This window comes from Geminicoccus sp. (genome assembly GCF_035556675.1).
In the GTDB taxonomy this organism is placed as follows: Bacteria; Pseudomonadota; Alphaproteobacteria; order Geminicoccales; family Geminicoccaceae; genus Geminicoccus.
Window position 1 is genome coordinate 1 of sequence record NZ_DATMFZ010000372.1, and the last position, 16380, is coordinate 16380.

Consider the following 16380-nt stretch of genomic DNA (forward strand, 5'->3'; position numbering starts at 1 on the left):
CTGGCGACCGCCGGCCTGGCGCTGCTGCTGGACCGGCTCCTGTTCGCCAGGCTCGGCCGGGCGGGCGTGGCGATCGCCGTGGTGATGGGCTCGTTCGGCGCAGCACTCGCCCTGCGCAACCTCCTGTTCTTCGCGTTCGGCGGCGAGCCCCAATACTACAGCCGTGCCATCCAGATCGCCCTGCCCCTGCTGCCCCGCTCCGTCCTGGGCGGCGTGCGGGTGACGCCGGACCAGCTGGCCGTCCTGGGCATCACGGTCCTGCTCGTGATCGCCATGCACCTGTTCCTTGCCCGCGCCACGCTCGGCCGGGCGATGCGCGCCGTGGCGCACAACCCGCAGCTCGCCACCGTCACCGGCATCGACGTGGCGGCCGTGGTCCGCTGGACCTGGATCATCGGGGCGGGCCTCGCCGCGGTCGCCGGGGTGTTCGCCGGGCTCACCGTGCAGATCCGGCCGACCATGGGGCTGGACCTGCTCCTGCCCCTGTTTGCCGCGGTGATCCTGGGCGGGATCGGCTCGCCGTTGGGGGCGGTGCTGGGCGGGCTGATCGTGGGCATCGCCGAGAGCCTGGCGGTGCCGCTGGTCGGCGCGGAATATCGCGCGGCGGTGGCCTTTCTCCTCCTGATCCTGATCCTCCTGGTCCGCCCCACCGGCCTGTTCGGGGACCGCGGCTGATGATGGAGCTGCTGGCCGGCCCCCTCGCCTACCTGGTCTTCTTCCTGGTGATCGCGCTCTATTACGCGCTGATCACGCTGGGCCTGAACCTCCAATGGGGCTTCACCGGCCTGTTCAATGTCGGCGTGGCCGGCTTCGTGCTGGTCGGCGCCTATGCCAGCGCCATCCTCACCACGCCCGACGATCCCGGCCGGATCGGCGGGTTCGGCCTGCCGGTGCCGGTCGGCATGGCGGGTGCCATGCTCTCGGCCGGGCTGTTCGCGCTGCTGGTCGGCATTCCGGCGCTCCGGCTGCGCCACGACTATCTGGCGATCACCACCTTCGGCATCGCCGTGACCCTGCAGCTCGTGGCGCTCAACCTCCAGGTGCTGACCGGCGGGCCGTTCGGGATGAACTTCGTGCCGCGGCCCCTGTACGACGAGCTGGGCGGCCAGGGCGGCTGGAACCTGGCCTATCTCCTGTTCGTGGCGGCCCTGGTGCTGCTGGTCTGGTGGGGCCTGGCGCGGCTCACCGCCAGTCCCTGGGGCCGGGTGCTGCGCGCGATCCGCGAGGACGAGGCCGCCGCCGCCGCGATCGGCAAGCATGTGTTCCGCTTCCGCCTGGAAGCGTTCGTCCTGGGTGCCATGGTGATGGGGCTGGCGGGCGCGGTCTATGCCCACTTCATCGGCTTCATAGCCCCAGAGGACTTCCTGCCGATCCTGACCTTCCAGGTCTGGGCGATGCTGATCGTGGGCGGTGCCGGCGACCATCGGGGTGCCATCGCCGGCGCCGTCCTGGTCTGGGCGATCTGGACCGGCTCGGGCATGCTGCTCGACCTGTTCGTCCCCCCCGAGGGCAAGGCCCAGGCGGCCGCCCTCCAGGTGGCGGGGATCGGGGTGGCCTTGTGCGTGGTCCTTCTGTTCCGGCCGACGGGTCTGCTCGGGCGGCGCGGCTAGAGGGTCACGGCCGGCCGTGGCGCCCGCCTGACCGGGGCGGCGGCGCGCACCCGATCCGCCAGGAGCGCACGATAGGCCTCCAGATGCAGATCCATTGCCCGCTCCAGCGCAAACTCGGCCGTGACATGCCGGCGTGCCGACCTACCCCGCTCCCGCCAGCGGTCGTTCTCCAGGAGCCAGGCAAGGCCTGCGGCGAAGTCGTCCCGTGCGGCATGGTAGCCGAACCGCGAGGCGAAGCCGTCTGGATCGACGAAGCTCATGATCGCGCAGCCATGCGCGGCCGCTTCGATGAAGGAGTTGGGCATTGCTTCCCTGGTCGCGGTGTTGACCATGATCCAGCTCCCGGCCAGCGCTTCGCCGTGCGTCGTGCTGGCGAACTGGTCCACCATGCCCAGGAACTCGACATTCGGCCCCTCATAGGTCGAGCGCAGCCAGCGCTCATAGACCTTGTCGCGCGACTTGCCGAACACCCGGAACCGGACATGCGGGAACTGCCGGGCCAGCTCCAGGAACAGATGCGGCCGCTTGCGCCGGTCCAGCCGCGCCAGATAGCAGACGGTGGGTGTCGCGGCCTTGGCGGGCTCCGGCGGAATCGGCACCGGGGTCGGCAGGAAGCGCGGCTTCGGGCAGGGGCCGTACATCCGCTCCACCTTCGGCACCAGCCAGTGGGCGATGGTGTAGAGCGCATCGGCACGCCGGACGGCCTGCCACAGCAGCGGGCTGCTCTCGAACAGATAGTTGCCGACCACCTGCAGGCGGTTGAGCGAGGGCCGGGCGAACTCCATCACCCAGTCCTGCCAGTCGCGTGGGTCGCGGAAGGTGATCATGTGCCGCCGAGACGGCATCGCCCGCTGGGCCAGCCGGGTGCCGAGCGACACCTCGCAGGAGTGGTAGATGTCCGCATCCGCCTGGCGGAACAGCCGCAGCATCTCCCAGGGACGCGCCATGGGAAAGCTCAGCACGGTGATGCCGTCCAGCTGCTCGACCGGCTGCTGACCGGGCCGCTGCGGCACCACGGCGAACACTTCCACCCCGCGCTTGACCAGCTCGCCACCGATCATCCGGGTCGCGCGGCCGAAGCCGCCATACTTCCCCCAGGCGAAGATCTCCGTGGAGATGAGGCAGACTCTCATGGGTTCATCCCTCTTCGCGGGGTGTGGGGGTGAGCCGGGCGTGCAGCTCGACGAGGCCGCCGGCCAGCGCCTCCAGCAGCACGCGCAGGCTGAGCAGGACTCCGAGCGCCACCGATTCCGGGCCGGGCTGGCCGGCCGCGACCAGGGCCGCCGCCATCGTCGCCTCGCGCAGCCCGATGCCGGCCCAGGTGATCGGCAGGAGCAGGGCGAGTGCCAGGATCGCCCGTGCCCAGCCGAGCGTGGCGATGCCGACCTCCATGTCGAGCGCTCCGGCGACCAGCGCCACCGAGAGCAGGCCCAGCGCGTGGCTGCCCAGAATGTTCAGGAGGAGGATGCCCCAGGCCCGGCCGGTCAGGCTGCCATAGCGGCCGGTGACCCGGAGCAGGTCGATCAGGCGGCGGCGCAGCCCAGGCAGCCGCCGCTCCGGCCACCATGCCGAAAGCCGCACCTCCACCCAGGCGGCGGCCTTCGGGTGAAAGGCCAGGTAGCGCAGCACGGCGACAGCGACGGCCAGGGCCGCGAACATGCCGGGCAGGCCCGGCCAGCCCGGTGCGCCCGGGTCGAGGAACCAGAACAGGAGGCCCAGCAGGAGGGCCATCTCGATCTCGAGCAGGCGCGAGAACACCACCAGCGCCAGGGTCGCCTGCGGATCGCCACCCAGCCGTGCCAGCCGGTACCAGCGCACCACGCCCACCGCGACCACGCCGGGAAGGAACAGGCCATAGAAGCTGGTCGCGAGCTGCAGGCCGAGCAGCGGGCCGAAGCCCACCTGCATGCCCTGCAGCCGGGCAAGGCAACTGGTCTGCCAGGTGCGCAGCAGGACCATCGGCACGGTCAGGGCGAAGGCGAGCAGGACGGGCCACAGGACGACCTGACGGAGTGCCGCGGCGAACTGGTCCAGTGGCTGCCACGCCAGCACCAGGCCCAGGAGCGAGAGGCTGAACAGGATACCTATCCCGTTCTTCCAGCGCCCGCGCATCCACTCCCTCCATCTCCGATCCTCCGCCAGCTCTAGCCTGCCTCCGCCAGCACCCGCGCCGGTTCATGCCGCGGTGGTACCGGGGCCAGCCAGTGGGAGAGGTCGCGGCCGATCAGGTCCTGCAGCCGCTCCAGCTCGTCGCGCATGCCGGCACGCAGTTCCGTGGCGAGATCCGGCGGCAGGGCTTCCGGCACATTCTCGGCCTGGCGGAGCATGAGCCGGCGCGCCCAGGGCCGGATGGCGGCGGCGAAGCCGCGCGGCATCAGGCTCTGCAGCCTGGGCGACATCAGATAGGGGCGGATCGTCAGGTCGTAGAGCAGGCCGAACCTGGGGGTTTCGGCGACGCCCGAGCGGTTGTGCGCCTCGCCCATGTCGATCGGCACGTCCGGATCGACGCCGAGGAAGGTGAAGATTCCGCGCAGCGTGCCTGGGGGATCCGCCCGCAGGTCGTCGTAGAGCAGGACGTGGATCTGCCTGCGGTCGAACCGTGCGAAGAAGGGCTGAAGCTGACGGTGGTAGCGGCCCCGGTCGAGATAAAGCCAGGTGGGCGCCCAGCCGGCCCGCTGGCGCTCCGGCTCCGCTGCGATGGCGGCGGTGAAGCTCGTCAGGGGCTCGACCCGGTCGCGGCGCATCTGCCGGTACTTGGAAAAGGCGCGGTCCACCGGCTCGCGCAGGATCGCGATGATCCGCGCATCGGGCACGGCCGCATGGATGCGCTCCGCGCAGCCCGGAAAGTAGAGATAGGCCGCGGAGCTCTCGCCACGCAGCTTCCGGTCGCGCCCCTGGATGAACAGCCGCTCGTAGCTGGCGCGGTCCAGTACGGAAAGCCCATAGGTCTCGCGACGAAGACGGTCCCTGATGAAGGAGGAGCCGTCCGGTGACTCAGGGCCTGCGAAGGCTGGAAGCCCTTGAGGAAAAGCAAAATAATTGGGCTCCTTCACAGGTGACATTAAGATGGCTGGATGCTGTCCGAGATACTGATGCAAGGCAGTTGTTCCTGCCTTCGCTGCACCGATAATGAACAGATTGGCCATCATCACACATACCCGATTTTTGTATGGCCTGCCCTGAAAGCGAGTTGATTAGACCAATCTTAAAACTCACTGAACTCAGTGTCCATGTTCCGGCTGCCGGAACAGGTCATTACGCCTCCGACCAGATGTCGCAGGTTCGACCGGCCGCTTCCGTCAGGTCAATGCAATCGGCGCGGCGTTGCCGAATTTCACCAGCTCGATCTCGCTCAGGTAGCTGATGCCGAACCACGTACCGTTGGATGGCAGGTGCCGCACCTCGATCATCCCGCCGCCATGGTCGATGAAGCGGTACTGTGCGGGCGAGCCGTTGAAGATGGCAGTGTCGCGCCCCGGCCCCCCAAGCAGCTGATCATTGCCGAAGCCGCCGTTCAGCTCGTCATCGCCAGGCCCGCCATCCAGCCGGTCGTCGCCGAAGCCGCCGCGCAGCACGTCGTTGCCTTCCGTGCCGCTCAGCATGTCGTTGCCGGCACCACCCACGATGATGTCGTTGCCGGCACCGCCATCGAGCCGGTCCGCGCCGCTGGCGCCGTCGATCAGATCGTCGCCGTTGCCGCCATAGATCAGGTCGTCACCGACGCCGCCGACCAGATGGAGGTCACTGCCCTCGCCGCCGAAGATCGTGTCGTCGCCCACCGCGCCGAACGCGATGTCCGCGCCGTTGCCACCCTGGAGCTCGTCGTCGCCGGCACCGCCGCGCAGGATGTCGTTGCCGGCACCGCCGTGGAGCCCGTCGCTCCCCTCGCCGCCGTCCAGCTTGTCATGGTCGTTGCCGCCATGGAGCTCGTCGTCGCCGAGCCCGCCCACCAGCCAGTCGTCGCCGTTGCCGCCGTCCAGATAGTCGTCGCCGCCCTTGCCGAAGATCACATCGTCGCCGCCCAAGGAGAAGCGGCGGTCCGGGCCGTCGGTCAGGATCAGGAGGTCGTCGCCATCGGTGGACGCCGCGGCAGCAGCTGGCACCGGAGCGAAGCCTTCACCGTCCCAGCGGCTGGCCTGGCTGCCCGCCGCAAAGCGCAGCTCCTCGATCGTGCCCGCACCGAACTGGCCGACGAGGCGCAGGTCGAGCGGTGCGGCCGGGTCGGCCGAGCCGATCACCAGGTCCGCGCCGTTACGGGCGAACCGGAGGTCGCCGAAGCGCAGGCTTGGCCCGAACTCGATGGCATCGGCACTCCCGGCACTGTCGGCGATCCGGTCCCGACCCTGACCGGGATCGATCAGATAGACATCGTTGCCGGCACCACCCTCCAGCCGGTCGTCGCCGCCGTTCCCGGCCAGCCGGTTGGCCTCCGCGCTGCCGACGATCACGTCGTCGCCGCTGCCGCCGAAGGCGTTCTCGATCGTGGCGTCGCCGAACAGGAACAGCGTGGTGGCGAGCTCGCCCCCGTCCCAGCGATAGGCCGGCCCCACCTGCTGCCAGCCTCCGGTCAGGTCCAGCCGGACCGGATCGGACCGGTCGGACAGGTCGAGCGTGTCGTTGCCGCCGTCGTCGACGAGCGTCGTGAACACCGGCTCGTCCTCGTCCCAGCGGTAGACGGTGTCGCCCGGCCGGCTGGCCGGCTCGCCCCCATAGACGGTGCGCAACCAAGCCACGTCCAGCGCCATGGGGGCGCTGGGAAAGATGCTCGCGGAGGCGCCGCTGTCGACGCTGTCGCCCGGAGCGTCGCGATAAGACATCAAGGTGAGGCCGCGCCAGTCCTGCTCCCTGGGCAGGAGCGTACCGGTGCCGAGCGCCTCGTGGGGATGCTTCGCACCCAGAGCATGGCCGATCTCGTGGACGATCACCCAGAACTCGTAGGTTCCATCCGCATATTTCGCCCGCTCGGCAGCCAGGTCGCGGTCCGGCAGGTGGTCGGCGCGACCCAGCCACACATCGCCCGCCGCGGGACTGTCGCCGGGGCCGTAGGCGCCCGCGGTCGTGACGGCCGAGGTCACCGCGAAGCGGATGTCGCCCGCCACGCCGTCCGTCTCCTCGACCTCGACGAAGCGGATCCCACCTACCTCCTCCCAGGCGTCGAGTGCGCGGCGCACCGCCTCCCGCTGCCCGGCCGAGAGAGCCGCGAATCCCTGGCGCGGCTCGGCATAGCCATCGGCCCAGCCCGAACCCGCCGTGGGGAAGCTGTAGGTGACGGTAGCAGGCTCACCCTGCGCCATGCCCCACTTGGTCGGGCCGCCGATCGCGTCGATCGTGCGGTCGCCGCTGGCGGTGACGTAGGCGAACGGCGATCCCGAAGGATGGGGCGCAGCGACGGGATCAGGAAAGGCGTCGTTCGCAGACGCTACCGGGAGACGGGCCATGCCAAGCAATCCAAGAGGTGCAGCGGCCCCGAGAGGGACCATGAGCGACGAACGGAAGATAACCGGCCAAAGGGACGACCGCCCGGCCCGATCGCCGGATGCGATGCACGAACGTATGCTTCGGCATCTTCGGGAAAGGATCTATACCGAATCGGCCACGGCAGGCCGGGCCGCAATGCCCGACCGAGTTGCACGGCTGCCGTCCGTGGCGGATCGCGAGCACGGCCTGGAACTTTCCAGCCATCGCCTGTAGAAGCGCCGCCTTTCGAGACCGCGGCAACGCTTTGCCGGCGGACCGACCATGCGACCGGCAGGTCTCGCCCGGCGATCCATGGACCTCCCGCCATCCTGCCGCCGCTTATGGTCGGACCTGCGGCGGAAGGAGACGCTTCGGCGAACGACAGACATCCCGCATAGGCGTAGAGCGTTCGACCGAGCGCGCTCGGTCGCAGGAAAGACCAGGGCGATCGATTCAACAGAAGAAAGGAGCGGCCATGACGGACGTGGCAGAACGTCTGCCGGATGGCGCAGCCAACCTCATCCAGACCGACTACACCGTCGGCCAGGACAACATTCAGCCGAAGATCGGTCCATTCGGGCTGGACGTGCACAACCCGGTCTTCGCGATCTCCGGCCTCACCATCGTCGCCTTCGTCGTCCTGACACTGGCCCTCCAGGAGAGCGTCGGCCCCTTGTTCAGCGGGCTGCGCGCCTGGCTGACCGGAAATCTCGACTGGTTCTTCCTGCTCGCCGGCAACGTCTTCCTGCTGCTCTGTCTGTTCCTGATCGTCAGCCCGCTCGGCCGGGTGCGCCTGGGCGGCCGTGAGGCGGCACCCGACTTCAGCTATGTGAGCTGGTTCTCCATGCTGTTCGCCGCAGGCATGGGCATCGGCCTGATGTTCTACGGCGTGTCGGAACCGCTCTCGCATTTCTCCGCATCGGTCGCGGAGGGGGCCGCGGCGCCGGAGAGCTGGGCGCCGCTCGACGGTGCGGCCGGCGACACCGCCACCGCACGGGACCTGGCCATGGCCGCCACGATCTTCCACTGGGCCCTGCACCCCTGGGCGATCTATGCGGTGGTGGGTCTGGCCATGGCGCTCTTCGCCTACAACAAGGGCCTGCCGCTCACCGTCCGCTCGATCTTCTATCCGATCTTCGACGAGAAGGTCTGGGGCTGGCCCGGCCATGTCATCGACATCCTGGCGGTGTTCGCGACCCTGTTCGGGCTCGCCACCTCCTTGGGCTTCGGTGCCGAGCAGGCCAATGCCGGCCTCAACTATCTGTTCGGCATGCCGGTCAACGACACCTCGCGGGTGTTCCTGATCGTCGCGATCACCGCGATCGCGCTCATCTCGGTGGTAGCCGGCCTGGAGGCCGGGGTGAAGCGGCTGTCCGAGATCAACATGGTGCTGGCAGCATTGCTGCTCCTGTTCGTCGTGCTGGTCGGGCCGACCCTGCTGATCCTGACCGGGTTCTTCCACAACCTGCTGGCCTACGTGGAATACCTGCCGGGGCTCTCCAACCCGTTCGGGCGCGCGGACGACAATTTCCGCCAGGGCTGGACCGCGTTCTACTGGGCGTGGTGGATCTCCTGGTCGCCGTTCGTGGGCATGTTCATCGCGCGCATCTCGCGCGGCCGCACGGTGCGCGAGTTCCTGACCTGCGTGCTGCTGATCCCCTCCGTCGTGTCGGTCTTCTGGATGACCGCCTTCGGCAGCACCGCGATCGACCAGCTCGTGGGCGGCTATCAGGTGGCCGCCGAGGGCGTGCTCGAGCTGCAGCTCTTCCTGATGCTGCAGGAACTGCCACTGGCAGCGATCACCTCGTTCATCGGCATCGTGCTGGTGATCGTGTTCTTCGTCACCTCGTCGGATTCCGGCTCGCTCGTCATCGACACGATCACCGCCGGCGGCAAGGTCGACGCGCCGGTCTCACAGCGTGTGTTCTGGGCAGTGTTCGAGGGGCTGGTGGCAATCGCGCTGCTCCTGGGCGGCGGACTCACCGCGCTGCAGGCGATGTCGGTCTCGACCGGCCTGCCGTTCACCATCGTGCTCCTGGGCGGCTGCTACGCGATCGTCCAGGGGCTACGCTCCGAGCCGCGCTGAGCGGCCGGAACCATCCGTCCGCGGCGCCCAGCCGCCGTAGCGCGCGGAGCAGGCCCCGGTAGGCCGTGATCAGCCGCCCGTCGTCGAGCGGCTGGTCGTCGTTCCAGCTCGCCACCCCGCAATGCCGGGTACCATCCATGCCGACCAGCCAAGGCGATGGGTCGAGAATACCGGCTTCGAGCCATCCTCGCGGCACCCCGCCCAGGAAATCCGGCGCCAGTCGGCCGGCCTCGATCCGGTCGACACGGAACAGGCGCGTCAGTGCCGCCTGCTGATCGGCTTCGGCGCCCCGCTGCCGACCTGCAGCAGGGGGCCCGGCTCAGGCGCCATCCCACCGGAACCAGCCCGCGTCGGCCGGGCAGCATTGACGCCGGCCACTGCCCGGCGGTCGACACGTCGACGGCGTGTTGCCGCGTCCGAGCTGCGAGTGACGTTTGTCACAACCATGCAGGCCATGGCCGGCGCATGGTGCGCTATGAGGCCGGGATCGTGGACCAGCTCGGGCGAGCGCCGTTCCCCCGCGGCGGGCTGATCCCCACACCCCATCGCCCCTGCGCGATTCCGGCCTCGATCCCACCTGACCCCTCGCCGCTCGCGCGTCGACTGTGGCGCCTGGACCGCACTTGCGTGAGGAACGGCCGCTGAGGGGACCGTGCATCCGATCAGGTCGAGCCGAATGGCGGTGTGCGTGGCAACATGACCACGGGGACCACGGGTTGATGTACTCTCATCCACCTCCAGCTGCTTGACCACCTGTTCGTCGGGAAGCGGGTGCACTAGCCTGGGTTGTGGTAGTGCGTTCCTAACAGGTCGGGAGATAATTCTGCCTGCGGCGATGGAAGAATGTGAAGCGACCTTGTCTCGATCCGGATAACGATCCAGTCTCGGCACACCCCCACGCCAGACCCGGGGCGTCGTCGTGATGAGGATCTGGCACCGGCAAGGAGAGGCACAGGCGTGTCTGGCGGAATCGGGCTCGGTGCTGGTATACAATACGCAGGTAGCGCTGTGTTACTGACCAGGCGTCGGCTAGATCCGACAGATATTGCTGGCGATTTGACGCAGGCACGAGGAACGCTTTTAATGATGTTCTGACAGTTGAAGTGGTGCATCTACGGCTGGTCAGTGGCGTTGATCGCTGCCCGGTGTCCCGCCCATGACCGGGCCAGCGGGCAACGCTAGAATGGCCTTGACCGACGGTATCGACGAGCATTGAGCAGCGCCGGCTTCTGATTGTGAGAGTGCGTATGGGTCTTCGAATCGCCATGGTTGCCGCTTGCCCGTTTCCGGCACGCCGCGGCACGCCGTTGCGGATCGAGCGCCTGTCGGAGGCATTGGCGCAACTCGGCCACGAGGTCGAGGTCGTCACCTATCCGATGGGTGAGAGCGAGGCCTCGGGCAGCTACCTCGTGCATCGGGCCGGCGGCGCGGGCATGAGCTATGGCACCATCGCGCCCGGCCCCACCCCGCGCAAGCTGCTGCAATACGACCCGCTGCTGGCCGCCAAGATCGGCCGGCTCCTGGCGGCCAAGCCGTTCGACGTGGTCCATGCCCATCATGTCGAAGGCCTGCTGACGGCGTGGTGGGGGCGCGGACGCAAGCCGGTGCCCCTGGTGTACGATGCGCACACCATGCTCGGCTCCGAGCTGCCCTCCTATGGTGGCGGGCTGCTGGGCAGGATGATGGGCGGCACCGGGCGATGGCTGGACGTGCAGCTCCCGCCGCTGGCCGACCACGTGGTCACCGTGACCCCGGACATCCGCGAGCGCCTGCTCCGTGCCGGCCGGCTCACCCCCGATCGCGTCACCGTGGCGATGAACGGCGTCGAGCTCGACGTGTTCGCCCGCGCGGTCGGCCGGGAGCCGATCGCGCCCGACCGGGTGATCTATACCGGCACGCTGGCTGCCTATCAGGGCTTCGACCTCCTGCTGAAGGCCTTCGCCAAGGCCTGGGCGGTGCGCCCCTCCATGCGGCTCGTGGTGGCGGCCAGCACCGGCTTCGAGCGCTACGAGGAACTGGCCCGCTCCCTGGGCATCCGCGAGGCGATCCTGCTCGAGCCGGACGACTTCGCGGTTCTGCCCGACCGGCTGGCCGATGCCGCGATCGCGGTCATGCCGCGCACGGTCTGCGACGGCATCCCGCAAAAGCTCCTGAACTACATGGCCGCCGGCAAGGCGGTGGTATCCTCTGCCGGCTCGGCCAAGGTCCTGCAGGACGGCCTTAACGGCCTGGTCGTGCCGAACGACGATGTCGAGGCGTTCGCCGCCGCCCTGTTGCGGATCGCCGAGGATCCTGGCCTGCGCCAGCGCCTGGCCCAGGCCGCCCTCGACTTCGTCGCACGCGAATGTGCCTGGTCGAGCACCGCGCAGATCTGCGAGCGGGTCTATGTCGGGCTCACCGGCGGGCGCAGCGCTGCCCGCTCCACCCTCGTGCCCAACGCCAACAACGCCGCCTGAGCTTCCCGACCAGGTCCGATTGCCGGCAACTCCGCCATGGCTGCCGTCAGGGCGCGATCGGTCATCCCGATCACGCCGTCATCCGGTGGGGGCGGGAGAATGATGCGTGCACGCCCCGACATGCGTCCACCCGCCCGGTCGGCCGTGGCCGACCAAAGGACGGGGCTTCAGAGTGCGGTGAGTTCCGGCTCCAGGCCTAGCTTCGCCAGGTCCTGGCCGATCTCGTTGAGGTAGATCGGATTGACCGCCACCACCACGTCCGGACGGATCTCGGTGAGGGCCTGCGGCGAGAGGATCTCGTTGCCGCAGCCGGCCAGGAACTTGCCGTGCTTGTGCGGATTGATGTCCACCACGGCGGCCACCTGCTCGGCGATCTTGAGCGTGGTGATCAGCGAGACCGCCTTGGAGCCGGAGCCCCACAGCGCCACCGTCCGGCCCTCGCTCTGCCAGCGCAGGAACTGGTCGCGCAGCCGCTGCAGCTCCGGCCCGATCACCGCCTTGAACTGCGCCACCTGAGCCCTGGTCTTGGCGAGATCGTCCTCCAGCGCCAGGTGTGGCTCGGTCGGGCCGTCGACCGGCTTGGCCTCCAGCATCAGGTACTGGTCGTCGTAGGCCTTCCAGAGATTGGTCACGTCGAAGCCGGTGCGCCGGAACAGACGGGCGAGGGAGCCGTAGGTGAAGTAGCTGCAGTGCTCGTAATAGATGTCCCAGAAGGCCGGCTCGGTCAGGACCCGCTCGGCATCGGGAAGCTCGAAGAACACGTCCACGTGCGGCCGGTCACCGATGCTTTCCCGCACCAGCTCCATGAAGGTGCGGACCTCGTGGATATGCTCCAGCGTATGGCGGCAGGAGACGTGGTCGGCCTGCAGGTGGCGGTATTTCGGGCCGTAGAAGTCCTGGATGAACTGGAGCCGGTCGGCGGCCTCGCTGACCGTGCGCTCCGGCCGGTAGCCCGGATCGATGCCGATGCCCGACGCGCCCGAGCGCTCGCACAGGGTGACCAGGAACTCGCCCTTGCCGCAGCCGATCTCCAGCGCGGTCTTGCCGGGCTTCAGGCCGAACTTCCGGATCTGGTCGTCGCAGATCTCCTCCAGGAAGCGAATGAAGCGCGGCGAGAAGGCCTGGGTCTCCTCATAGGCCGGCGAGTAGTTCTGCGGCTTCGGGTCGAACTTCACGTTCTGGATGAAGCCGCAGGCGTTGCAGAAGCCCAGCTCCAGGTCGCCCTTGGGGAACGCCAGCGCTTCCGCGCGGCTATCCACCATCAGGCAGCTATGCACCGGAATCCGGTCGACCTTGTAGAACAGGTCGAGGTCCGTGCTGCCGCACGCCTTGCACACATGATCCGACATGCGGGAGGTACTCTTCAGACGATGACGGGCATCGGGATCGGGAGGATGAACTTGCCGCCGCGCGCCGCGTGCGCTGCCTGCTGACTCATGATCTCGTCCTTGAAGTTCCAGGGCAGGATCAGGAGGTAGTCGGGCTTGGTCTCCTCGATCACGGCGGGTGCCTTGATCGGCAGGCGCACACCGGGGATCCAGCGGCCCTGCTTGAAGGTATTGCGGTCGACCACGTAGTCCAGCAGGTCCGGGCCGATCCCGGCATAGTTCAGGAGGATGGTGCCCTTGGCGGCGGCACCGTAACCGACGATGGTCTTGCCCTCGGCCTTCAGCTCCAGGAGCATGGCGCGCAGGTCGGCCTTGATCTTCTCCACCCGGGCGGCGAAGTCGGCATAATAGCCGAACTTGTCGATGCCCAGTTCCCGCTCCTCGGCGAGGAGATCGGTGATCGAGGCATCCGGGCGGTCGACCTTCTCCACGAAGATCCGCAGCGAGCCGCCATGGATCGGCAGGCGCTCGACCCGGTTGAAGTGGAGGCCGTGCTGGCGGAACAGCGCCTTCAGCGCCGTTGCCGAGAAATAGCACAGGTGCTCGTGGTAGATCGTGTCGAACTCGCCGTGGTCGATCAGGTCGCGCACATAGGGCGCCTCGATCACCGCGACGCCATCGTCCTTGAGCAGGGCGGCGATGCCCTGCACGAAGCCGTTGGTGTCGGCAACATGGGCCAGCACGTTGTTGCCGTGGATGACGTCCGCCTGCTTGCCGGCTTCCGCCAGCTCCTGCGCGACGCTCAGGCCGAAGAAGGCCAGACGCGTGTCGATGCCCTTCTTGCGCGCGGCCTCGACCGGGCCCGGGGCCGGGTCGATGCCGAGCAGCGGGATGCCGGCCTTCTGGTAGTGCTGCAGCAGGTAGCCGTCGTTGGAGGCCAGCTCCACCACGAAGCTGTCCGGCCCGAGCCTGCGCTCGCGGATCCGGGCCTCGACGTTCTCCCGCGCATGGGCGACCAGCGCGTCGGTGAACGAGGAGAAGTAGGGATAGTCGTGACCGAACAGCTCCTCCGGCGGCACGGTCTTGAGGATCTGCACCAGCGTGCAGTCCTCGCAGAACGCGACGTCCAGAGGAAAGCGCGGCTCGGCCTTGCCCAGATCGGCCTCGGCGATGAAGCCGTCGGACAGTGGCAGGTCGCCCAGCGACAGGAAGGTGCGCAGGTGCGACCGGCCGCAGGAGCGGCAGCTCACGATGTCAGCCATGGTCAGGCGGCCGCCTTGAGATGCTGGAGGGAGCCGTCGACGGTGCCACCGGCCATCAGGTTCTTCACGTGCGCCAGGCGCATGTAGCGCGGGCTGAAGAACTCTTCCCGGGTGAGGCTCGCCGCCTTGTAGGCCTGGTAGAGCTGGCGGATGCCGGCTTCCACGGTCCATTTCGGCTGGTAGGCCGGCAGGGTCCGGGCGATCTTGTCGCAGTTCACCCGGTAGTTGCGCGCATCCGGGCTGGCGTCGCTGGCGAAGGTCACCTCGACGTCAGGCACGACCTTGGCGACCAGCTCGGCCACCTCGCGCACCCGGTAGTTCTCGGACGTGCGGCCGACGTTGAACGCCTCGCCATGGATCAGCTCGCGCGGCGCCTCGGCCACCGACTTGAAGGCGAGTGCGATGTCCTCGATGTGGACGAGCGGCCGCCAGGGCTTGCCGTCGCTCTTCATCTCGACCTTGCCGGTGGTGACGCCGAAGCCGGTCAGGTTGTTGACCACCAGGTCGCCGCGCAGCCGGGCCGAGAGGCCATAGGCGGTCGCACTGCGCAGGAAGGTCGGGCTGAACCGGTCGGAGGCCATGGGCGCCACGTCGCGCTCAGTCCAGACCTTGCTCTCGGCATAAGGTGTCACCGGGTTGAAGCCGGCGCTCTCGTCCAGATAGTCGTTGCCGGCAGCGCCGTAGTTCGAGCAGGACGAGGAGAACACGAAGCGGGCCACGCCCGCGTCCCGAGCTAGCTCGGCGAGACGGACCGAGGCCCGCCAGTTGATCGCATAGGTGGTCTCGGGATCGAGATCGCCCAGCGGGTCGTTGGACAGGCCGGCCAGATGCAGGACCGCGTCCATGCCCTCCAGGTCGGCACGCTCGACCTGGCGCAGGTCCTTCACGATCTGCCGGCAGCTCACCCGTGGCTGGCCCGGGAAGGTGCAGCCGTCGAACAGCAGGCTGTCCAGGCCGACCACCTCGTGTCCGGCGGCCTGGAGCATCGGGACCAGGACGTGGCCGATATAGCCGTCATGGCCGGTAACCAGAATGCGCATGATGGAGGTCCTCAGTCCCAGATCTTCCAGGGAGCGTTGCCGGAATCCCAGAGCTCCTCGAGCCGGACCCGGTCGCGGACCGTGTCCATGCACTGCCAGAAGCCTTCGTGCCGGTAGGCCATGAGCTGCCCGTCCGCGGCGAGGCGCTCCAGCGGCTCGCGCTCGAAATGGGTCGTGTCGTTGTCGATATAGTCGAAGATGCCGGGCTCCAGCACGAAGAACGCGCCGTTGATCCAGCCCTCGCCCAGCTGCGGCTTCTCCTCGAACGCCACCACCTGGTCGCCCTGGATGTCGAGCTTGCCGAACCGAGCGGGCGGGCGGACCGCCGATACGGTGGCCAGCTTGCCGTGCCGCTTGTGGAAGCGCACCAGCTCGTCCAGGTCGATCGTGGAGACGCCGTCGCCCCAGGTCAGCAGGAAGGTGCCGTCCTTGCCCAGATAGGGTGCCAGCCGCTTGATCCGGCCGCCGGTCTGGGTGTTGAGCCCAGTGTCGATCAGGTCGATCCGCCAGTCGAGCGATGATTCGGCGTGGCGCTCGACCGTACTGCGGCGCAGGTCCACGGTCAGGTCACTGCTCAGCGAGCAGTAATCCGTCATATACTTCTTGATGTACTCGCCTTTATAGCCGAGCGCGATCACGAAGTCCTTATGCCCGTAATGGGCATAGTGCATCATGATGTGCCAGATGATGGGCTTGCTGCCCACCTCAACCATGGGCTTCGGCTTGCTTACGGTTTCCTCCGAAAGACGGGATCCGAGACCGCCTGCAAGAATTCCGACCTTCATGAGCTCCACCGACAGTCGAACATCGCGCACCTGCCCGTACTAGACCGCTTTGCCTTCCCGGTACCAGCAACAAGCCAGTGACCGGATCCTCGTGTACCAGCGCATTCCGTCACAGGCGGGTTTTTCGCCGCCGTTGTGACCGCAGCGCCAGCGGGACAAGGCAAGAGCACGCGTGTCATATCCAAGGCGCGCACCAAGCGGGCAGCTACCTCGAATGCGACACGCATCGCCAGTGTTGCGCGTCAATGGTGAACTGTTCCGACCTGAGCCGCCGAAATCTGTGGCCCTTATGCAACATAGCGGTACGCCAACCCAGCGGCAGTCGCCTGGGGAATGGCCCGAAGCACCGCCAAGCC

Annotated in this window: 13 protein-coding genes; 5 read left to right on the top strand and 8 right to left on the bottom strand. The window is 68.1% G+C overall.

Annotation, left to right across the window (positions count from 1 at the left end; all coding sequences use genetic code 11):
* The coding region (locus VNS22_RS26335; RefSeq protein WP_325737864.1) for a branched-chain amino acid ABC transporter permease at positions 1-675 on the top strand (675 nt) is incomplete at its 5' end.
* A 2-nt stretch (positions 676-677) separates the two neighbouring features.
* Entirely contained in the window at positions 678-1610 is a 933-nt protein-coding gene (locus tag VNS22_RS26340; RefSeq protein WP_414653445.1) for a branched-chain amino acid ABC transporter permease, read from the top strand.
* Here the strand turns inward: VNS22_RS26340 and VNS22_RS26345 are convergent.
* The 4 genes from VNS22_RS26345 to VNS22_RS26360 all read right to left on the bottom strand — a co-directional run bounded on the left by VNS22_RS26345 (position 1607) and on the right by VNS22_RS26360 (position 7048).
* The gene (locus VNS22_RS26345) at positions 1607-2743 is read right to left on the bottom strand and encodes a glycosyltransferase family 4 protein (protein ID WP_325737868.1); all 1137 of its coding nucleotides are present in this window, start codon (positions 2741-2743) and stop codon (positions 1607-1609) included. The two genes, VNS22_RS26340 and VNS22_RS26345, sit on opposite strands and share 4 nt — an antisense overlap.
* 4 nt (positions 2744-2747) lie before the next feature.
* Positions 2748-3722, bottom strand: a complete 975-nt coding sequence (locus VNS22_RS26350; protein ID WP_325737870.1) for a lysylphosphatidylglycerol synthase transmembrane domain-containing protein — start codon at positions 3720-3722, stop codon at positions 2748-2750.
* A 32-nt stretch (positions 3723-3754) separates the two neighbouring features.
* On the bottom strand, positions 3755-4759 hold the full coding sequence (locus VNS22_RS26355; RefSeq protein WP_325737872.1) for a sulfotransferase: 1005 nt from the start codon (positions 4757-4759) through the stop codon (positions 3755-3757).
* A 150-nt stretch (positions 4760-4909) separates the two neighbouring features.
* On the bottom strand, positions 4910-7048 hold the full coding sequence (locus VNS22_RS26360; RefSeq protein WP_325737874.1) for a M10 family metallopeptidase: 2139 nt from the start codon (positions 7046-7048) through the stop codon (positions 4910-4912).
* A 40-nt stretch (positions 7049-7088) separates the two neighbouring features.
* Here VNS22_RS26360 and VNS22_RS26365 point away from each other — a divergent pair, with 40 nt between their 5' ends.
* From VNS22_RS26365 to VNS22_RS26375, 3 genes are all read left to right on the top strand, one after another.
* A complete protein-coding gene (locus VNS22_RS26365) occupies positions 7089-7301 on the top strand; it encodes a hypothetical protein (RefSeq protein ID WP_325737876.1) in 213 nt (70 codons plus the stop codon).
* Between the two features lie 241 nt (positions 7302-7542).
* Complete coding sequence (locus VNS22_RS26370) at positions 7543-9153, top strand: BCCT family transporter (protein WP_325737878.1); 1611 nt, start codon at positions 7543-7545, stop codon at positions 9151-9153.
* Between the two features lie 1247 nt (positions 9154-10400).
* Positions 10401-11609: a glycosyltransferase family 4 protein gene (locus VNS22_RS26375; protein WP_325737879.1), complete on the top strand. Its 1209-nt coding sequence runs from the start codon at positions 10401-10403 to the stop codon at positions 11607-11609.
* A gap of 167 nt (positions 11610-11776) precedes the next feature.
* On the opposite strand, the gene VNS22_RS26380 is transcribed toward VNS22_RS26375, so the two are convergent.
* From VNS22_RS26380 to rfbF, 4 genes are read right to left on the bottom strand one after another with little or no spacing between them, the layout of a single operon-like run.
* Complete coding sequence (locus tag VNS22_RS26380) at positions 11777-12958, bottom strand: class I SAM-dependent methyltransferase (RefSeq protein WP_325737880.1); 1182 nt, start codon at positions 12956-12958, stop codon at positions 11777-11779.
* Between the two features lie 14 nt (positions 12959-12972).
* Positions 12973-14199, bottom strand: coding sequence for a class I SAM-dependent methyltransferase (locus VNS22_RS26385; protein ID WP_325737882.1), 1227 nt, complete (start codon positions 14197-14199; stop codon positions 12973-12975).
* Positions 14200-14201: 2 nt separating this feature from the next.
* The gene (locus tag VNS22_RS26390) at positions 14202-15239 is read right to left on the bottom strand and encodes an NAD(P)-dependent oxidoreductase (protein WP_325737884.1); all 1038 of its coding nucleotides are present in this window, start codon (positions 15237-15239) and stop codon (positions 14202-14204) included.
* Positions 15240-15250: 11 nt separating this feature from the next.
* Positions 15251-16024 (bottom strand): glucose-1-phosphate cytidylyltransferase, encoded by a 774-nt coding sequence (gene rfbF / locus VNS22_RS26395; protein ID WP_325737886.1) that lies wholly within the window; start codon positions 16022-16024, stop codon positions 15251-15253.
* Positions 16025-16380 lie beyond the last annotated feature (356 nt).

What these genes read in the sequence shown, in the direction of transcription:
- VNS22_RS26370 (WP_325737878.1), top strand. Translation starts at nt 7,543, where the DNA reads ATGACGGACGTGGCAGAACGTCTGCCGGATGGCGCAGCCAACCTCATC.
- VNS22_RS26345 (WP_325737868.1), bottom strand. Translation starts at nt 2,743, where the DNA reads ATGAGAGTCTGCCTCATCTCCACGGAGATCTTCGCCTGGGGGAAGTAT.
- VNS22_RS26380 (WP_325737880.1), bottom strand. Translation starts at nt 12,958, where the DNA reads ATGTCGGATCATGTGTGCAAGGCGTGCGGCAGCACGGACCTCGACCTG.
- VNS22_RS26355 (WP_325737872.1), bottom strand. Translation starts at nt 4,759, where the DNA reads ATGATGGCCAATCTGTTCATTATCGGTGCAGCGAAGGCAGGAACAACT.
- VNS22_RS26350 (WP_325737870.1), bottom strand. Translation starts at nt 3,722, where the DNA reads ATGCGCGGGCGCTGGAAGAACGGGATAGGTATCCTGTTCAGCCTCTCG.
- VNS22_RS26385 (WP_325737882.1), bottom strand. Translation starts at nt 14,199, where the DNA reads ATGGCTGACATCGTGAGCTGCCGCTCCTGCGGCCGGTCGCACCTGCGC.
- VNS22_RS26375 (WP_325737879.1), top strand. Translation starts at nt 10,401, where the DNA reads ATGGGTCTTCGAATCGCCATGGTTGCCGCTTGCCCGTTTCCGGCACGC.
- rfbF (WP_325737886.1), bottom strand. Translation starts at nt 16,024, where the DNA reads ATGAAGGTCGGAATTCTTGCAGGCGGTCTCGGATCCCGTCTTTCGGAG.
- VNS22_RS26340 (WP_414653445.1), top strand. Translation starts at nt 678, where the DNA reads ATGGAGCTGCTGGCCGGCCCCCTCGCCTACCTGGTCTTCTTCCTGGTG.
- VNS22_RS26365 (WP_325737876.1), top strand. Translation starts at nt 7,089, where the DNA reads ATGAGCGACGAACGGAAGATAACCGGCCAAAGGGACGACCGCCCGGCC.
- VNS22_RS26360 (WP_325737874.1), bottom strand. Translation starts at nt 7,048, where the DNA reads ATGGCCCGTCTCCCGGTAGCGTCTGCGAACGACGCCTTTCCTGATCCC.
- VNS22_RS26390 (WP_325737884.1), bottom strand. Translation starts at nt 15,239, where the DNA reads ATGCGCATTCTGGTTACCGGCCATGACGGCTATATCGGCCACGTCCTG.